General features: G+C 45.6%; 15 protein-coding genes. 9 read left to right on the top strand and 6 right to left on the bottom strand.

From position 1 onward, the window contains the following. Positions 1–113 precede the first annotated feature (113 nt). Together mrdA and rodA are read left to right on the top strand one after the other, a co-directional pair. Positions 114–2039, top strand: a complete 1926-nt coding sequence (gene mrdA, locus NFI80_RS09420) for a penicillin-binding protein 2 (protein WP_233796230.1) — start codon at positions 114–116, stop codon at positions 2037–2039. Between the two features lie 13 nt (positions 2040–2052). Continuing rightward, positions 2053–3336: a rod shape-determining protein RodA gene (rodA, locus tag NFI80_RS09415; RefSeq protein WP_233796231.1), complete on the top strand. Its 1284-nt coding sequence runs from the start codon at positions 2053–2055 to the stop codon at positions 3334–3336. 15 nt (positions 3337–3351) lie between these two features. On the opposite strand, the gene NFI80_RS09410 is transcribed toward rodA, so the two are convergent. Then, entirely contained in the window at positions 3352–3729 is a 378-nt protein-coding gene (locus NFI80_RS09410) for a DUF423 domain-containing protein (protein ID WP_235161767.1), read from the bottom strand. Between the two features lie 193 nt (positions 3730–3922). On the opposite strand from NFI80_RS09410, the gene NFI80_RS09405 reads away from it, so the two are divergent. Further along, entirely contained in the window at positions 3923–4969 is a 1047-nt protein-coding gene (locus tag NFI80_RS09405) for a glycosyltransferase family 9 protein (RefSeq protein ID WP_235161768.1), read from the top strand. On the opposite strand, the gene NFI80_RS09400 is transcribed toward NFI80_RS09405, so the two are convergent. Continuing rightward, positions 4961–5623: a YggS family pyridoxal phosphate-dependent enzyme gene (locus NFI80_RS09400; protein WP_233796234.1), complete on the bottom strand. Its 663-nt coding sequence runs from the start codon at positions 5621–5623 to the stop codon at positions 4961–4963. The genes NFI80_RS09405 and NFI80_RS09400 overlap by 9 nt on opposite strands. A gap of 140 nt (positions 5624–5763) precedes the next feature. Here NFI80_RS09400 and NFI80_RS09395 point away from each other — a divergent pair, with 140 nt between their 5' ends. From NFI80_RS09395 to rplI, 4 genes are all read left to right on the top strand, one after another. Next, the gene (locus tag NFI80_RS09395) at positions 5764–6705 is read left to right on the top strand and encodes a DUF8428 domain-containing protein (protein ID WP_233796235.1); all 942 of its coding nucleotides are present in this window, start codon (positions 5764–5766) and stop codon (positions 6703–6705) included. A 137-nt stretch (positions 6706–6842) separates the two neighbouring features. Next, the gene (gene rpsF / locus NFI80_RS09390) at positions 6843–7223 is read left to right on the top strand and encodes a 30S ribosomal protein S6 (RefSeq protein WP_235163227.1); all 381 of its coding nucleotides are present in this window, start codon (positions 6843–6845) and stop codon (positions 7221–7223) included. Positions 7224–7226: 3 nt separating this feature from the next. Continuing rightward, positions 7227–7478, top strand: a complete 252-nt coding sequence (gene rpsR / locus NFI80_RS09385) for a 30S ribosomal protein S18 (protein WP_026630174.1) — start codon at positions 7227–7229, stop codon at positions 7476–7478. A gap of 20 nt (positions 7479–7498) precedes the next feature. Next, positions 7499–7945 (top strand): 50S ribosomal protein L9, encoded by a 447-nt coding sequence (gene rplI / locus NFI80_RS09380; RefSeq protein ID WP_235163228.1) that lies wholly within the window; start codon positions 7499–7501, stop codon positions 7943–7945. Positions 7946–8008: 63 nt separating this feature from the next. On the opposite strand, the gene lysM is transcribed toward rplI, so the two are convergent. After that, a complete protein-coding gene (gene lysM, locus NFI80_RS09375) occupies positions 8009–8467 on the bottom strand; it encodes a peptidoglycan-binding protein LysM (RefSeq protein ID WP_233796236.1) in 459 nt (152 codons plus the stop codon). A 191-nt stretch (positions 8468–8658) separates the two neighbouring features. On the opposite strand from lysM, the gene NFI80_RS09370 reads away from it, so the two are divergent. Then, a complete protein-coding gene (locus tag NFI80_RS09370) occupies positions 8659–10293 on the top strand; it encodes a glycerol-3-phosphate dehydrogenase/oxidase (RefSeq protein WP_235161770.1) in 1635 nt (544 codons plus the stop codon). A 17-nt stretch (positions 10294–10310) separates the two neighbouring features. After that, positions 10311–11354, top strand: coding sequence for a beta-ketoacyl synthase chain length factor (locus NFI80_RS09365; protein ID WP_233796238.1), 1044 nt, complete (start codon positions 10311–10313; stop codon positions 11352–11354). Here the strand turns inward: NFI80_RS09365 and NFI80_RS09360 are convergent. From NFI80_RS09360 to NFI80_RS09350, 3 genes are read right to left on the bottom strand one after another with little or no spacing between them, the layout of a single operon-like run. Next, complete coding sequence (locus NFI80_RS09360; protein WP_235161771.1) at positions 11344–12603, bottom strand: NAD(P)/FAD-dependent oxidoreductase; 1260 nt, start codon at positions 12601–12603, stop codon at positions 11344–11346. The two genes, NFI80_RS09365 and NFI80_RS09360, sit on opposite strands and share 11 nt — an antisense overlap. 2 nt (positions 12604–12605) lie before the next feature. Continuing rightward, positions 12606–14138: a phytoene desaturase family protein gene (locus NFI80_RS09355; protein WP_235161772.1), complete on the bottom strand. Its 1533-nt coding sequence runs from the start codon at positions 14136–14138 to the stop codon at positions 12606–12608. Between the two features lie 38 nt (positions 14139–14176). Then, positions 14177–18016: a trifunctional MMPL family transporter/lysophospholipid acyltransferase/class I SAM-dependent methyltransferase gene (locus tag NFI80_RS09350; RefSeq protein ID WP_235163229.1), complete on the bottom strand. Its 3840-nt coding sequence runs from the start codon at positions 18014–18016 to the stop codon at positions 14177–14179. Between the last annotated feature and the right edge of the window lie 45 nt (positions 18017–18061).

The raw sequence follows: 18061 nt of genomic DNA, 5'->3' as shown, positions 1-18061 counted from the left end.
TTATTCTTTTTAAAATCAAGTTTTTAGTGCGTGAATCCCGAAAACGGGCTTTGATAAGTCTTGCGATATGACGAACTTCGTGTGAAAATTGAGAACAGGAATTTTAGTGCAGAATGCTTGAAAGTCGTCGCTTTGTCATCATTGGTTTTTTTGCGTTAGTAGGTCTCATCTACTTATTTCGACTTTTCTACTTGCAGGTTCTGGACGAAAGTTATTCCATCGAATCGTCCAGCAACTCCATTAAGCGCGTTATCGAAATTCCCTTCCGGGGCCAGATTTACGATCGCACAGGAAAGCTCATCGTTTATAACACGCCCGTTTATGATTTATTGGTCACGCCTTACAAGGCGAGAGTCGACGATACGCTGCGTTTTTGCCAGGTTTTGGGCATAGAGCGCCGCGATTTTGACAGCTTAATGAACGCCGCAAGCGCATATAGCCGAGTAAAACCATCCTTGTTTCTTCGCCAGTTGTCCAAAGAGGATTTTGCCTCTATTCAGGACATTATGGTCGATTATTCGGGTTTTGAATTTGCTAAAAGCTCCCTGCGTACGTATACAGCGCCTACACTTGCGAACACGCTGGGTTATGTGAGTGAGATCACGAGAGGCCAGCTGGAAAAGCAGGAAGAGCCTTACTACCGCCAGAGCGACTACATTGGACAGAGCGGGATCGAGAAAATTTATGAAAATGAACTGCGTGGTAAACGCGGAACGAAGTTCGTGATGCAGAATGTGAGCGGCGTTTACAAAGGTCCGTGGAAAGGCGGCGAGCTGGACACGATGGCCGTTGCGGGCGACAATCTCTATTCGGGAATCGACCTGGAGGTGCAGCAATATGCAGATAGTCTGATGGTTAACAAAGTGGGTAGCGTTGTAGCGATTGAGCCGAAGACGGGGCAGATCATTTCCATGGTTTCCGCGCCGACTTATGATCCGAACATTCTGGCAAGCCGCTATTTTTCCAAAAACTATGCTGCACTGGCGCGAAACCCTTATAAACCACTCTTCAACAGACCGGTTATGGCGAGTTACCGTCCGGGGTCTACATTCAAGTTGATCCAGGCTTTGATCGGTTTGCAGGAAGGTGTGATCACGCCGGAAAGTGGTTTTACGCATGCCAACTGCCCGGTGGGCTGCCACAATCACCCGGCAACCGGAACCGTCGCCTTGGGCGTTATGCACTCTTGTAACCCGTATTTTTACAATGTTTTCAGGAGAATTATTTATAAAAACAACATTCAAAATACATTCAAAGCCTCGGCCGTCGGGCTGGACGCATGGCATGATGCGATCAGTAAATTTGGGATTGGACAAAGGTTGGGGATTGACCTTCCGAGTGAATACAAGGGGAACTTGCCAAATAAAAAATACTATGACCGCTTCTATGGCGAATATCGCTGGAAATTCTCCAACATTTATTCCCTGAGCATTGGCGAAGGCGAGTTGCTGATCACGCCGTTAAAAATGGCCAATGTGGCCGCGATCATTGCGAACAAAGGTTATTTCTATACCCCGCACGTGATCCATGGCATTGGTGATGCGAAAAAAGTGAACCCTGAATTTTTGGTAAGACATGAGACGGGCGTTGATGCCCACAATTTTGATCCGGTTATTGAAGGAATGATCGGCGCGGTGGAAGGCGGAACGGCCCGCCGGTCGCGTGTTGAGGGGATTACCATTGCAGGTAAGACCGGGACTTCGCAGAACAAACGCGGGGATGACCACTCGATCTTCATAGCCTTCGCGCCGGTTGAAAACCCAAAAATCGCAATCGCTGTATTTGTTGAAAATGCAGGAGCAGGAGGTTCGGCAGCAGCGCCGATCGCTAACCTTATCATTGAGAAATATCTGACCAGGAAGGTTACCAATAAAGCACTGGAAGAACGGATGTTCAAAGCCGACTTGATGAGCAAAGTAATCCTGCCCGGACAGAAAAAACCGATCTCAGTCGATTCGTTAAAGAAAAAGCTGATCACTGCGGATTCGGCTAAAAAAATACCGATTACGAAGTCAGTCACTGCACCTAAGAAACAATAACCAAAGACTTAAAATGGCTGAAAATAAGCCCATAACGAAGAATGTTGACTGGATGGTGGTGCTTATCTACATCGCTTGTCTGGGGATTGGCTGGGTGAACATTTACGCGGCCGTTTACAACCCGGAGGTGAATATGAGCATGTTCGATTTGGGGAACAATGCTGGAAAGCAGCTGATGTGGATCGGGACCGCAGCCGTGCTGATCATTTGTATTCTGGTAATTGATTACAAATTTTACGAGACTTTTTCTTTCATTATATATGCGGTTATTGTTTTCCTGCTGATTGTCGTCTTGTTTGCCGGGTCCAACATTAATGGATCGCGCTCCTGGATCAAATTTGGCGCTTTTTCGCTTCAACCTGCGGAATTTTCCAAGCTGGCGATCAGTCTGGCGATTTCCAAATATCTGAGTGATCCGGCGATCAGCCTTACGCGCAAGCTCAAAGATTATTATCCCATTATGGGAATCATTGCACTGCCTGCATTTCTGATCCTTTTGTCTAATGAAACGGGCTCTATGCTCGTTTTTGCTTCATTTGCCATCGTGCTTTACCGTGAGGGAATGCCCGGATTTATTCCGGCTATCGGGATGGTTACGGCGGCTTTGCTGATCATTACATTGCTTTTTGTGAAGTGGTATATCGCAGCGGTGATCATTGTGATTGCAGGTCTGGCAATCTGGCTGATGCCGGTGATGACGCGTAGGCGGGGTGGACTTTGGGCCACGATCATTATTGCATTTGTCATGATCGGGATCGTGTTCGGGGTGGACTTTTTTATGAATAATGTCCTTCAAAAACACCAGAGAGGCCGTATTATGGTTCTTCTGGATCCTGATTCCGATCCGCGCGGCATTGGCTGGAACGTAATCCAATCCAAGATTGCAATCGGCTCAGGCGGATTTTCGGGGAAAGGCTTTTTGCAGGGAACGCAGACTAAATTCGACTTCGTACCCGAGCAAAGCACTGACTTTATATTCTGTACAGTAGGCGAGGAGCACGGCTTTATCGGCTCGGCAGTCGTTGTTGTGCTTTTTGTTTCATTAATCGCCAGGCTTGTCGTGCTCGCAGAACGACAGCGAAGCCGTTTCGCGCGGGTGTATGGCTATTGCGTGGCCGGGATCATTTTCTTCCACTTCATGGTCAATGTCGGCATGACAATCGGGCTGATGCCCGTAATCGGGATCCCGCTGCCCTTTTTCAGTTACGGCGGTTCCTCACTCTGGTCATTCTCAATACTGCTTTTTGTATTCCTGAAAATCGACGCGCAGCGTCCGTTTACTTTGTCGCGGGGGTGAAATAATTTTGAATGATTAAATTTTCCCCGCCGCTAAAATCAGCAACACCCAACCCACTATCAACGCCACGCCTCCAATAGGCGCGGTGGCGCCAAATTTGGTGATGCCGGTGAAGCAAATGGCGTAAAGCGAGCCTGAAAAAATGATTACGCCGATGGCGAATGCATTGCCCGACCAACCTAGTAATTTGATAGCATCTGTGCCTGCCCGTTGCATAAGCAATCCTACCAAAACCATGGCTATGGCGTGGTAAAACTGGTATTTTACGGCTGTTTCAAAAGTTTCACTCCTGCCGGATGCTTCGAGCATTCCCTTCAATGCATGTGCCCCGAATGCGCCCAGGGCAACCGCAAGCGCACCCAAAATTCCACCGGCCTGAATCATGAATTTCATAGTATTTTGTATTAATCTGGATAATTGAAAATGAGGTCCGCGCTGCACTTTGGCCCGCAAAATCGGGGCCATGCAGCCCGGTAAAGTTATGCCCGGAATGCAGCGTAACCAACTCTTTGTTTCAATTTTATTATCTTGCGAGCTTGTAAAGGCGGATTGGACGTTGCCGCACATTGTAGATTATACTTAGCAAATGACTTTAAAAAGTTTTATAGCGCTCTGGACTCATCGTTATTACAAATACACACACATTGGTAAAGCGCACCTGCTTGGTTATCAGGCTTATTTACATTTCAAAGGTGTCAAAGGCAAATTAAAAAAAGGTCAGAAGCTGATCGCGATCATCCGTACGGAGCATTTCGGGGATATTGTGGCAGCGGAACCCATCTCCCGTTACGTGCGGTCACTGCATCCTGATGCGCACATTGTCTGGTTTGTAAAGCCCTCGTTCAGCGAACTGGTCGCGCATAATGCTTCTATTGATGAAATTTTCAGGGAATTTTGTGTGACCCAACGTAAAACATTGCTGGATACAGGCATTTTTGACGAGGTTATACAACTGCAATTCACAAACAACAACCATTGTCCCAAATGCCAGGTTTTTGTTGATAATCCGGTTGCAGCGCGACGTAACATCAACATTTACAATTATTTCAACTATGGCAATCTGCTGGAAGTTTTTGCGCAAACGGGTGATTTGATTCCTGAGAAAGCTACATTTCCTGCGGATGATAAGCCGAAACTTTATTTACAGGAAAGTCATCGGCAAAAAGTGGATTCCCTAAATTTAAAAGAACCCTTTATTGTCCTGCATTGCCAATCCAATTACGCGCCAAAGGACTGGCCTGCCGAAAAGTGGGAGCAGCTGGTGCAGTGGCTTGCAGATAATTATCTTTATCAAATTGTTGAAATCGGCTTGAAAAGCAATTTGAACGTGAGTACAAGAGTCTATCGCAACCTGTGCGGGCAACTGAGCATTCTGGAAACGGCCGAGGTGATCCGCCGCGCTTCTTATTTTATCGGGCTGGACAGCGGACCTTCGCATTTGGGTAATGCTTCGGGCACTTTTGGGGTGATTTTGATGGGTTCGCTGAATGATTTTCCTGAGTATAATCCATATTCGGGCGGTTATGGAAGTCAGGAAAATGCTGTTTTCGTGCGGCAAAAGGGCCTTCCGTGCGCACAGCTTTCGTTTGACTTCGTTCGGGACAAAGTGGCTGGCGTAATCCCTTTACCTTGACCCAAAAATAGAACTTCCGACCCGGATCAATGTGCTGCCTTCTTCCATCGCGATCGTGTAGTCCGCACTCATGCCCATGGAGAGTTCCTGCATGCTAACCTGCTCATTCTGATAGGACTTGAAGGATTCAAACAGTGTTTTCAATCCCTTGAATTCGGCACGAACAACTTGTTCATCCTCCGTGTTGGAAGCCATTCCCATCAGGCCTGCAATGCGGATATTTTGTAGGTCCGAAAGCTCCGGCGATGTAATAATCTCCCGAGCTTCTTCTTCCGAAAGTCCAAATTTTGTTTCTTCCTGCGCGATAAAAATTTGAAGCAGGCACGGAATGATCCGGTCGTTTTTAGCAGCTTCCTTATTAATTTCTTTCAGCAACTTGAAACTGTCAACCGAATGGACCAGAGTCACATAAGGAGCCATGTATTTTACCTTGTTGGTTTGCAAATGACCGATCATGTGCCACTCAATGTCTTTCGGCAAGGCCTCGTATTTGGCAGTCATTTCCTGGACCTTATTTTCTCCAAAACGCTTGCAGCCAGCGTTATAAGCTTCCATGAGAACTTCTTCGGGCTTGGTTTTTGTTACTGCAATTAAACGCGTTTCCTGTTTTAATCCTTTTTCTATTTGGGCAATGTTGTCAGCAATTGTTGGCATTTTGAGATTCTAATTTTTTGATAATTAAAGGATTAAAGAAACAAATTCACCGCAGGCGCTTAGAAATAGATGTTAACATATTTCAAAATTGAAAAAAACATAGTTCTTTTACCAACGAATTAAAAAATATAACCTTCTGTATGGACTATAATCAGGAACAAAAGCAAGACAGGAAAACCCTTCTATGGGCCGCTTTGGCCGTATTGCTATTGCTTAATTTGGTGCTTGTTTATTTTATCTATCACGAAAAACAGGAAAATCTCGCTAAGGATGACATTATAACTGCTAAAACAGAGGAAGTTCTCTTTATCAAAACCAAGCTCGATTCCATTTCGCAGGAGCTGGACATTAAGATCGCAGAAATCCAGAAACTGGGCGGAAGTGTGGATTCCTTGATGGCAATGAAGCTGCAACTTGAAAAGGATAAGCAGGAATTAAAGAATATGAGCAGTTATTCTGCTTCTGGTTATAACAAGAAGATCAAGGGTTACGAAAATGTGTTGAACGAAAAAGACACGGAAATCGCCCAGCTAAGGCAGGAATTAGGAATTGCAACAACGAAAAATCAGGAGTTGAATGAGAAGGTAACCGGGCTGGAATCCGAGAAGCAGTTGCTTGCAGATTCTGTGACTAATTATTCTGTTCAAAATAGGGAACTGGCTGAGAAAGTGAGCATTGCTTCCGCATTAAGGGCTGAAAATCTGACGGTTAATGCAGTTTCGGCAAGAGGAAAAGAGCGCGAAGGCGGAAAATACAAGGCAAAACGCATTGATAAGCTGCGTGTAAATTTCTCACTGGCGCCAAATGCTGTTGCCAAGCAGAATGAAAAAGAAATGTATCTGCGTATCCTGGATCCGGACGGAGCGGTTTTATCCGATATGGCCACAGGTTCGGGATCGTTTATCCACGACGGTAAAGAGCTGATTTACAGCTCACGCCAGACTGTCAATTTCACAAACAGCGGCCAATCCGTGGATATTTTATACGGACGCGGCGGCATTCCTTTGAAAGATGGCAAATATGCTATCGAGGTTTACAGTGAAGGATTTAAAATAGGGCAGGGCGACTTCGAAGTGAAGTAACGAGGCTGAATAACTTGAATTTAAGTAAGATCAGGGCTTGGAATTATGGATTTCAAGCCCTATTTTTGCACCCTCATTTTGGTATGAACCCAAAGTGAGGGTTTTTATTTTACATTATATAATTAATCAATTACCGTATGTATAAGCAATATGAAACGGTGTTCATTCTAACTCCCATTTTGTCTGAGGCCCAGGCAAAGGACGCCGTTGAAAAATTCACGACAATCATCACCGCAAATGGTGGATCGATTGTACATGAAGAAAATTGGGGATTGCGCAAGCTGGCCTACCCCATCCAAAAGAAAAACTCAGGTTTCTATCATGTTGTAGAATATACAGCAAATGAAGGAAACGTGGTTGACGTTTTGGAAACCGAATTCCGTCGTGACGAGCGCATCTTGCGTTTTATGACAATCGCCCTGGATAAGCATTCAATTGCTTACAACGAGAAGAAACGTAAGGGTCTGGTTGGAAGAAAAAGAGAAGAGTCAACTGAGTCTAAAACCGAAAACGCATAAGCTATGTCACTAGTAAACGAACCGGTTGAAAAAAACAATAACCGTAAGAAATATTGCCGTTTTAAGAAAGCAGGCATTAAATATATCGACTACAAGAATCCGGATTTCTTATTGAAACTGGTGAATGAGCAAGGTAAGATCTTGCCACGCCGCCTTACAGGAACAAGCTTGAAATATCAACGCAAAGTTTCTCAGGCAATTAAAAGAGCGCGTCACTTGGCTTTATTGCCTTTTGTTGCTGATCAATTGAAATAATATAGAAAGAGCTACAAACAATGGAAATCATACTTATAACGGATATAGCAGGTGTAGGTTATAAAAACGACATCGTTACTGTGAAAGCAGGTTACGGTCGTAACTACCTTATCCCTCAGGGTTTTGCATTATTGGCGAATGCCTCTAACCGCAAAATCGTTGCTGAAAACGTGCGTCAGGCTTCGCACAAAGCTGAAAAGCTGAAAAAAGACGCAGAAGAAATTGCAGCAGCAATCGGCGATCTTACAATCGATATCAAAACTGTGGTAGGAGAAAGCGGCCGTATCTTCGGACGTGTTACCAACACACAAGTTGCTGATGTCCTTAAAGCAAAAGGTTTCAATATCGACCGCAAGAAAATTACTTTGGATGATGTTAAATCCATCGGAACTTACTCTGCAACAATCGATTTGCATAAAGAAGTGAAACACAAAATTTCCCTGAACGTTATCGCGCAGGAAGATTAATCACTTCGACAAGACATAAAAAAAGCAGCCCAAAAGGCTGCTTTTTTTTGTTTCTGATCTGCATCAGGGTGCCGGGATTCTCAAAACCTGGCCTGGATATATCTTATCCGGATGCGTCAGCATAGGTTTGTTTGCTTCAAAAATGATCGGATACTTCATCATATCGCCATACACTTCCTTTGCTATTTTGGAGAGCGTGTCGCCTTTTTCCACAGTGTGATAAGTTGCTTCGGGAGCCGGCGTTGCCACTTTCAAGCGGTTGTCCACCACTTCCACGCCTTCAACATTCCCTACTGCAAGGGCTATCTTTTCTGCATCTTCCTGCTGAGCCACTTCGCCTTCTATGGTTACCGTGTCACCGGATGTTTTGACTGTCAGATTGTTATACGCGAGCCCGAGTGCTTTTACGTGCGCTAGGAGCGCGCTGGCGCGTAATGGTTCTGCTTCCGGCGTGGGAACAGCAGTTTCTTCTTTTTTGAAAACTTTTTCTCCTACGCCTTTAAGAAACGATAGTAAGCCCATGTTTTAGTTGGTTTATGTGAACAGATAACTGTAATGCGGTCGTTGACGCACATTATAATGCTGATGTTGCAATTATTATACCAAACTTTTTCGAAGCAAACTTCAAAAGACCGTCCGGCACCGGCCAGTTTTAATGCCTGACTTTGTACTTTTGCAACAGGTCAATCAAATGCTGGATATACTGCCAATCAATGGATCGTAACGCATCGCTGGATAAATTAAGAAGTGAAGAATTTGATATTTGTATCATCGGAGCAGGGGCAAGCGGGGCTGGTTGTGCATTGGATGCCGTTTTACGGGGTTATAAAGTCGCTATTATCGATAAAAAGGATTTCGCATCAGAGACCTCATCCCGTTCCACCAAGCTGATCCACGGCGGTGTCCGTTATCTCGAACAGGCATTTAAAAAATTAGATTTTGCGCAGCTCAAACAGGTCCGTCACGGCTTGGAAGAGCGTCATACCGTTCTTAAAAATGCACCGCATCTGGCGCGCCCATTGGCATTAATGACGCCTGTGAGTTCTTGGTTTGAGGGTTTGTATTTTAAAATTGGGCTGCAACTTTATGATACATTTGCCACCAACGATTCGCTTCCTAAAAGCAAATGGCTTTCAAAAAAGGAAGTGCTCAATAAAATTCCAACCCTGAACAGCAAGAAGCTCCACAGCGGCGTGCTGTATTACGATGGCCAGCTCGACGATGCGCGTTATTGTCTCGCTCTGGTGCAGTCGGCTTCGGAAGCGGGCGGTGTTGCGGCTAATTACCTGGATGTTACAGGTTTCACAAAAAATGATTTGGGCAAGCTTGTTGGTGTTCAGGTTAAGGATACGCAGCAAGGAGCTGAATTTATTATCAAATCAAAGCTCGTTATCAATTGCACTGGGCCGTTTTCGGACAAGATCAGGTTACTGGCCAACCCCGCATTGCCAGAGCGGCTTCGTCCCAGCAAAGGCGTTCACGTAGTGCTGCCCTATGACACATTGAATAGCGAGTATGCCATGCTCATTCCCAAAACATCGGACGGACGCGTAGTTTTTGCTATTCCCTTTGAAGGCGCCATGATGATCGGGACCACGGATACGGAATCGGATAGTATTGATTCTGAGGCTACATTGAATGAATCGGAAAAAAAATATCTGGTTGACACGCTGAACCCATTCCTGGCGACTCCCATTGACATCACAACATTGAAAGCGGGTTTTGGCGGACTGCGCCCGCTGCTCGCAGCTGATCCTTCCAAATCCACAAAAAGCCTCGTCAGAGACCATGAAGTTGAAGTGGATGCTACAAGCGGGTTGCTGAGTCTGCTGGGTGGAAAATGGACGACTTACCGGTTAATGGCCAAGGATACGATCGATGAAGCTGACGCGATCTTTTCCAAAAGAAATGAATGTCTTACTGCTAACCATACGCTTGCCGGCGGGGAGCATTATGATGCTTCCTTATCCGGAGTGCTTACCACTAAATACGCATTACCGGAAGACGTGTCCTTGCATCTGGTTAGAAAATACGGTTCCCGGGCAACATTGGTTGCGGAGTTAACAGCGACTGACATTTCCTCAAAAGAAAGGCTCAGCGCTTCCTATCCCTACATCAGGGCGGAAGTAACTTACACGGTCCGGAATGAAATGGTCATCACGCCGCGCGACTTTCTGGCGCGCAGGGTAAGGCTGGAAATTACCGATTGGAAAGAAACCTTAAACTGCTTACCTGTTGTTGCAAACCTGATGGCACGGGAATTGAATTGGGATGAAAGCGAAACGCAAAGACAAATCGATGACTATGCGTTTCAGCTCAAACAATTCATTGCCGACGCCGGCAACTAACTCACATTAAATCCCGAATGTACGTAACCGACTTAGCCTGCATCTCACCTCAGTTTACCTTTGACAATGCCTTCTTTGAGGAAAAGATAAAAGTGCATCACGGCAATCGTTACGCGGCCATTGAACCGGATTACGGGCAATTAATCCCCGCAAGCTTGCTGCGCAGAATGGGCAAAGCCGTTCGGATGGGCGTAGGGGCGGGCTTGCCGCTGATCCGGAAATCCGATATGGACGGGATTATTCTCGGCACAGCGAATGGCGGGTTGGGCGATTGCCTTAAATTCCTGAACCAGATCGTTGACTACGATGAAGGCACATTAACACCCACTCATTTTGTCCAGAGCACGCCTAACGCAGTCGCAGGCAATCTTGCTTTAATGAGCAAGGTAACGGGCTATAATACAACGCATGTGCACAAAGGATTGGCTTTCGAAGCTGCGTTATTGGATGCAATGATGGTTTTGGAAGAAAAAAAACTGCGGCGCGTGCTGGTCGGCAGTGTGGAGGAGATTTCTGATTATAACCATAACATTGATTTCTTAAACGGTCATTTTAAAACGGAAGACATTACGTCAACTGATTTGCTGACAGCCGATTCTCCCGGGTCCGTTAATGGGGAAGGGGCGACGATGTTCGTGGTGGAGTCTTCAAGAAGCGAAGGAACACTGGCGCGGATTGTGGATGTGGATCAGATCAATAACCCAAAAAATAGCGACCTGGAAGAGAAGCTGGATCACTTTCTGGAACGAAACGGGCTCGCACGTCACGATATCGATACTTTGATGCTGGGCATCAGCGGGGATAACCGCACAGACCATTTGTACGCAGATTTTCGTAAGAAATTTTTCCCGGACAGCAGCAGCTACACTTATAAGAATATGGTTGGGGACTATCCAACTGCTTCGGCTTTTGCAACCTGGATGGCCGTAAAAATGCTTTCAGGCCACCCAGTTCCTTCACAATGTATTCACCAAAATCCAAAAGTCGAAAAAGCGAATAATGTGCTGATTTACAATCATTATAAGGCCGTTCAGCACAGTTTTATTCTGCTCACTCCGTAGCGCCTTTCAATTTGGATTTTAGATTTTTCTCCTCCATTTTAATCACTTTGGCAAGCGTAGGTAGAATTGTATCATGCTTTTTTACAAAAGGATTGGACTGGTCCCAGACATAACCTGCAAGCACCGAGCAAATCTGTTTTTTAATGTCGTTATTAATTTGGTCTGTGAATACAATAGTTTGAAAATGACCACTGTACCAGCCGGTAACATAGCTTCTGAAAACGTTGATCCCGCGTTGGATCACTTTTTCGTATTCATTTTCCCAATCCACCGTTTCACCCTGCAGATGCTTGTGCGTCATTTTTGCAGAAAGCAATCCCGAAGCAGTTGCGAATGTTACGCCGGATGAAAAGATCGGGTCGAGAAATTCGGTGCTGTTTCCGGAAAGCACAAATCCTTCCCCGAACATTTTGGTGACGCCAATGGAATAGCCCAGGATGTGCCGCGGCTCAAATTTCAATTCCGAATCCTTAAAGCGGCCTGCAAGATCCTCAAATTCACGAATGAAAGTCTTATAAGCTTCTCCACCGTTCTCAGCCATTTCCGTAATCTTTTCCCTGTCGCCAACAATGCCTACCGAAGTGGAGCCATCGGAGAACGGAATGGCCCATATCCACGATTTGTTGTTGTCAAAAGAATGCACGAAGATGTTGTTACTGGTCGTTTCCGTGCGGTTTTTATCTTCCAAATGTGAGAAAATTGCGCCTCTCGGACTGAATGCAGAGGGTTTGCTCAAATTAAACAGCCGCGGAAGCACGCGGCCGTAGCCACTGGAATCAATGATAAACCTGGACTGGATTTCGTAAAGATTGCCGTCTATATCTTTGTATTCAATGTGCTGACTATCAGCGCTGCACGTCACTTTCAACACTTCACATTCAAACTTAACATCAACACCTTTTGCCTGGGTTGCTTCGGCTAGCGTGAGGTCGAAATCGGCGCGTTTTACCTGCCACGTCCATTCCCAGCCTTTGGTGAATTGTTCGGAAAACAGGAATTCGCATCTTTTTTGACCGCGCATGAAGGCTGCACCGGTTTTCTTCTGAAAATTCCTGGACTTAACTGCTTCAAGCAGACCGGATTCTTCCAGATGCTCCATGCAGCAGGGCAGCAGGCTTTCGCCGATCTGGAAGCGGGGAAATTTCTCTTTTTCTAAAATTGTGACATTGTAGCCCTGGTTTTTGAGATACGAAGCTGCAACTGTCCCGGCTGGCCCGGCACCAATGACCACAACATCAACTGTTTGCATGATTAGGCATTTTTAACTTTTTGGATGAGTTTCTCTTTGTCTACAAATGGAAAGCATGTTACAAAAGCGCTTACCGTGACGCCCAGTATGCCATGCATCGAAATATTTTGACCTGTCAAATGCAGGTTAGGGATTCTTGTTTTTGTATTGATCTGCGTCCGTGTCGGTGAATGGGAGTTTTTCAGCACGCCGTATAAGGAACCATCTTTATTGCCAATGTAATCCCTGAATGTCAGCGGCGTAGCACTGTGAACGGCCTTGATTTTTCCTGAAATTCCGGGGAAAACTTCTTCGAGCCGCGCCAGCACTTTTGCTTCTTTGTCCTTCTTGAACTGTTCATATTCTGCATCGCGGGTTCCCGGCTCAGCCACCGTGCTAAAAGTCCCGCTCCACTTTTCAGTTTCGGAAGCATTCATGTAGGTCATAATGGACATAGAATCAGCGTATTGGCCAGTTTTGGAAATGTATGGCGTGCAGATAAAATAAGTTTGCGGCCAGGTTTCCTTATCATAGTCAATGCCTCCCCAAACGTCCTCGATATGGTGCTGATAAATGTTGTAGTTCAAATATTCAAAGCTCTCCGGCTTGAAAGTAACATGTACAAGAAAGGTTGAAATGCTATTTTCCAGCCCCTGAACTCGGCTTTTGTACACATTAAGAAATCTTTCCGCGCCAAAAATATCAATCGTCACCGACGGATGCACATTTGAGATAAACTGTTTGCCTTTAACCGTTTCTCCATTTTTCAAAACCACCTCGGTAATCTTGCCATCTGCATCATAATTGGCCGAAACTACCTTCTTATGCTTGTAAATTTCTCCACCCTGCGCCCTGATGACCTTACTCATCTGAATCGCGATTTGAGAACCGCCATCGATGAATTTGTAGGAGCCCGATAAATAGCTTTTCATAATCAGGGCATGCACGTAAAATGGTGTCTTGTCCCGAACGCCTGCATATAGCAGATTTGAGCCCGCCAGAACATTCCTAAGCCATTCATTATCAGTGATTGATGCAATGAAATCGTGAGCGTTCAGTCCTACAACGTCGCCGTCCATCTGGTAATTTTCTCCTGAAACTCTGAGGTTATAGAGTGGGAATTTTTCACAGACTTCCAATATCTTGTCGCAATAGGTTTCAATAGCAGCCTTCTCTTCCGGGAAATATTCGATCAACCCTTCTTTGTAATGATCAAATCCCTGGGCATAAGCATATTCCGAGCCGTCCTGAAAGCGGATAACGTCAAATTTGTCATCGTCCATCCGTTTCATTTTCAGCTTATCCAGTATGCCGAAATATTTGAAGAACTGATACAAATTCTCGCCCTCGTCCAGGCTTCCTACATAATGTACGCCCGTATCGAAAATGCTTTTTCCCCGGCTATATACCTGTAAATGACCGCCGATCTGGTGGTTTTTTTCGAGTACAACCACGCTGTAACCTTCCAAAGCCAGAATGTTCGCACAAGCAAGGCCGCCCAGGCCACTGCCTACAATCACAAAGTCATATTCTTTTTGCAAGGCGGAAGATTGCATTAAAATGGTTATTGAAAAAGTTTATAATACACCAATTATTATCTGGTCACTGGCCGCAAAATGAACAGCACATTCGACGTATTGCTCGAATGTTCCTGCATCTCGACATGCATATGGTGCCTGGCGGCGAAGTCTTGGATATCGACGGATGAAAAGAAGTGAAATTCATCTTCTTTGCGGTTAAAAGAGAAAAATTTTGTTGATAATGCTTCGGTTTTCTGCGTATTCCGGTGCTTTTCCTGATTATCGGTAATGCCGTCGCGGATGAAAAGAATGCCGTCCGGTTGCAGCGCTAATGCACACCTTTCGAGCAATTTAAGCTGTTTTTCTTTTGATAAATAGTGCAGCACATCATTTAAAAATATCACATCCTGACTGCCGAGATCGGCCTGCATAATGTCGCTGCAGACGAAGTTCAGATGAGCCGTTTTGCGATAACTGTTTTGCGCAACGCTGATCTTTTCCTCATCATAATCAATGCCTGTGATCAGGCGGTCCTCGTTCTTATAATGCAGATAAAAGGACAAGTAGCCGTATCCGCAGCCAATGTCCAGAATGTTCTTCCGATCGCCGATCAGCTCATTATAGTAGGCGAAATTCTTACTTTCCAGCCGCCACTTGATCTTGAAATACCATTCGAGGACAGGGCCTTTAAATACATAATTGGTAAAAATTTTATGTTTCAGATACGCCGTGTCTTCCATTTCATTTTTATAGGAAGCAAATGCAGTTTTAAAATATGCAGCAATGTTCTTGGTCTTATCCCGCAGCTGGCTGCCCCATTCCGGATCGGACAGGCGTATGCGCGGGAGCACGCGAACATTGAGTGCGCCGGGTCGGATCAGAAAATCGTTTTTAGGCAAAACATCAGAAGCGCCGTGGATCAGTATGGGCTGAATGTCGAGGCCAAGCTGCTCGGCGAGGTGAAAAGCGCCCTTATGGAACCGGGTGATCTGCCCGTCTTCCGACCGTGTTCCTTCGGGAAAGATGAGGAGTGAATAACCGTCTGCAACGAGTTCTTTAACCTTGTTAATGTTCTCCTCGGGGCCGTCATCCGTATACACGTAACCCGCATGACGAATAATGGGTCCGAAAAACGGCGAATTGTACACCCAGCCTTTGACCATTAGAACGATTTTCGGATTAAGCATAATGGCCAGCAAAATGTCCAGAAACGAAGTGTGGTTCGCAATGAAAATGACCGGTTTCTCGGGCTGCAAATTTTCCAGTCCTGAAAAATTCTTTTTTACATGTGGTCCCGAATAGATCACGGTTTTGGCATAAAAAGAAAGCGAACGGTTGAGCATTGCCTTCTTCCGCAACTTTGAAATGGGCAGCAACAGAATCGTAACCAGTTTGGAATGCAAAAACAGGCAGCCCGAAAGGAAGTAGGTGAAACTGGAAACGCTGATCAGGAATGGCACTAATGTTACCGGCGCCTTCTTTTTTGCTATTCTGTTTTGGACAAAAAAACCAAAAAGGACAGGTTGAAAAACAAAGGATATGAACAGGATGCAGACAATGCCCAACACACTGATCAGTGCAATGGATTGAATGGCGGGATGTTTGGCAAAGATGAGGACACCCGTTCCGATGATCGTGGTGGTGGCTGATAAGGCAATGGCTGACTGGTAGGAGCGAAGTGAATCCTTGCCGTATTTGTATTTATTTAGCAAGCCGTCCGTGACAAAAATGCTGAAATCGTCGCCAAGTCCGAAAATGAATGTGGTGACGATTACATTGACAAAGTTGAATTTTATGCCCAAAATGGCCGCTATACCCAATATCCAGATCCAGCTGATCACCATTGGCAGGAAAGTTAACAGTGTTAATTCGATCCGTCCGTAAACGACGAGTAATGTAAGGAAGACGATCGACGCGGAGATAAGCAAGAGATAATTGAAGTCGTCCTTTACCAGTTTGAGCAGATCACCGGCCAGTTCACCGCGATCAAATAACGCAATTCCCGGGATCGCTCTAAGTTCATCTTTAACAAAAGGCAGCTGATTCTGCGGGACGATCAATGTGGTGATGAATGTCGTGCCGCTGACATTCGCCTCGATCAGATTATCCAGGCCAAGTTCTGCCAGCAATGTATCCACGGGGACAGCGCCTGGCTGCTGACCTGCGACCCATGATTTGAAATCACTGAATGCATTGGTGCTAAATCCTTTCTTTGCCGCCGCCAGATCCAACGCATTATAGGTGGCCTCTTTCCGGCGCAAATCCCAGAAATCATGCCATTTGCGGTTGCGTTCCAGCCGGAGTTCATGCGGGATAAGGAATGAGCCGGAAGAAACGAAGCTGTTTATTTTTCCCTGATCACGCAGCTGGACCAGGTTTTGGTAAACCCGGTAATTGATTGATTCGGCCTTAGCCCTGACCGGATTGCTGGCGAAGATATAGATCCTTTTTTCTGCCTTTGGGTCAATGCCTGTGAGCGCTTCCTCGCGTTTTTGCAGATCCTTATCCTGAATGCTAAGGTTTTCAAAGCTGCTGTCAAACTCCGTAAACCTGGCAAAATAGAGGAAGACCAGGGTCATAACAGCAATAAATGCCAGAATCATCGGCCTGGACTTTTCCTGAATTTGCGGAAACCGAAACGCGCGACTTTCTGCGGGCATCTGCTTTTTCTCAAATGCAACAGATGACAGGATAACGGGCAGCGCGATCAGTGTAAAAAGCGCAGCGCCCAGCAAGCTAAGGGACGAAAACAGGCCAAAATCCTGCAAAACTGCCGAATTGGCAAAATGCAACGCACTGAAAGCCATTACGGTCGTGAAACTGCCGGTCAGCAAAGGCGCGCTTACTTCCTTAATGGCAGCGGAAATAGAATTGGTATGCCTTAAATGGGTGAAGAAGTGAAATGCATAATCCAGCAAGATGCCAAAAACAACAGCGCCGGTTGCCAGGGAAATCCCCGATATTTCGGGCCGGATATAACCGATAATGCCCAGCGCGAAAATCGCCCCGAACACGCCGGGTAATATAATGTATAGCGGAATGAGGAATTTGCGATAGTAGAGGATTAGCAACAGCAAAATGCCCCCCAACGCGATGAAAGATGTTAAATAGGAATCTTTTTTGACTTGAATGGCATTGCGCGCAGCGATTTCGAAAGTGCCGAAATACGAGAAATGATGGTATTTCTGCCGCTTATTCCAGCGGGATTTGAATGCTTCAACATCCTCATAGAGCTCCACATTTTTCTCGGAATCGCCTGAATCAAAACTCGTTGCGGCAAAAATGATCATTTTCTTGCGATCGCCCGTGAACATGACGCCATCTTCGAGCATCATGCCGTTCGCATTGCTACTGGCATTTAATTTCCGGAAATACGGGCCGGTTATCCCAAGCGGATCATTGACAATGAACTGTTTGAGAAATGTCCCCCCGGGCGTAGTAAGCTGATTATAAGCCGAGTTAACCGAAGCTTTAACCGTATCCGCATTTAATCGGCTGGCAATGTGTGAATAATAGGAAGAATCAATGAGCTCCGGAAAACGGCCGTAAACAAACTGGTAAACATCTTCCTGAGCGAACGGCCGTTCGATCTGAATGTTCCGGATGGCACCGTTGGTATATCTTGTCAGCGAGTCGGAAAACGCTTCTCCGAGCAATTTAGCTTCATCAGATGTTGTTTCTTCTGGGACGTCAATCGAAAAGACGATCTGGTTGATAATGTTCTTGCTTTCAATGAGCCGGTTGAATTCTTCGAAGCTCTTACCCTTCGGTAAGGTTGCAAAAATGCTTTCCGTTACCTTTAACCGCGAGATTCCCAGGATCAGAAAACTTGTAAGGACAACCAGACTGAGGAAAAATGCGGGCTTGTGTCTGGAAAGGAACTGATGTAACCTTAAAAGTAAATCTCCGATCATTGAAAGGGGAACGTGAATGTCAGACAAAAGTAAGCAAATGTAAAA

This window comes from Dyadobacter chenhuakuii (genome assembly GCF_023821985.2).
In the GTDB taxonomy this organism is placed as follows: Bacteria; Bacteroidota; Bacteroidia; order Cytophagales; family Spirosomataceae; genus Dyadobacter; species Dyadobacter chenhuakuii.
Note: the sequence above shows the minus strand (reverse complement) of the source record. Positions and strands in the feature narration are given on the sequence as shown.

Excerpts from the sequence above, each read along its gene's own strand:
- NFI80_RS09400 (WP_233796234.1), bottom strand. The coding sequence starts at position 5,623 with ATGCCAACAATTGCTGACAACATTGCCCAAATAGAAAAAGGATTAAAA.
- NFI80_RS09360 (WP_235161771.1), bottom strand. The coding sequence starts at position 12,603 with ATGCAAACAGTTGATGTTGTGGTCATTGGTGCCGGGCCAGCCGGGACA.
- NFI80_RS09410 (WP_235161767.1), bottom strand. The coding sequence starts at position 3,729 with ATGAAATTCATGATTCAGGCCGGTGGAATTTTGGGTGCGCTTGCGGTT.
- rpsR (WP_026630174.1), top strand. The coding sequence starts at position 7,227 with ATGTCACTAGTAAACGAACCGGTTGAAAAAAACAATAACCGTAAGAAA.
- NFI80_RS09405 (WP_235161768.1), top strand. The coding sequence starts at position 3,923 with ATGACTTTAAAAAGTTTTATAGCGCTCTGGACTCATCGTTATTACAAA.
- NFI80_RS09365 (WP_233796238.1), top strand. The coding sequence starts at position 10,311 with ATGTACGTAACCGACTTAGCCTGCATCTCACCTCAGTTTACCTTTGAC.
- rplI (WP_235163228.1), top strand. The coding sequence starts at position 7,499 with ATGGAAATCATACTTATAACGGATATAGCAGGTGTAGGTTATAAAAAC.
- NFI80_RS09370 (WP_235161770.1), top strand. The coding sequence starts at position 8,659 with ATGGATCGTAACGCATCGCTGGATAAATTAAGAAGTGAAGAATTTGAT.
- NFI80_RS09355 (WP_235161772.1), bottom strand. The coding sequence starts at position 14,138 with ATGCAATCTTCCGCCTTGCAAAAAGAATATGACTTTGTGATTGTAGGC.
- rpsF (WP_235163227.1), top strand. The coding sequence starts at position 6,843 with ATGTATAAGCAATATGAAACGGTGTTCATTCTAACTCCCATTTTGTCT.
- lysM (WP_233796236.1), bottom strand. The coding sequence starts at position 8,467 with ATGGGCTTACTATCGTTTCTTAAAGGCGTAGGAGAAAAAGTTTTCAAA.
- rodA (WP_233796231.1), top strand. The coding sequence starts at position 2,053 with ATGGCTGAAAATAAGCCCATAACGAAGAATGTTGACTGGATGGTGGTG.
- NFI80_RS09350 (WP_235163229.1), bottom strand. The coding sequence starts at position 18,016 with ATGATCGGAGATTTACTTTTAAGGTTACATCAGTTCCTTTCCAGACAC.
- mrdA (WP_233796230.1), top strand. The coding sequence starts at position 114 with ATGCTTGAAAGTCGTCGCTTTGTCATCATTGGTTTTTTTGCGTTAGTA.
- NFI80_RS09395 (WP_233796235.1), top strand. The coding sequence starts at position 5,764 with ATGGACTATAATCAGGAACAAAAGCAAGACAGGAAAACCCTTCTATGG.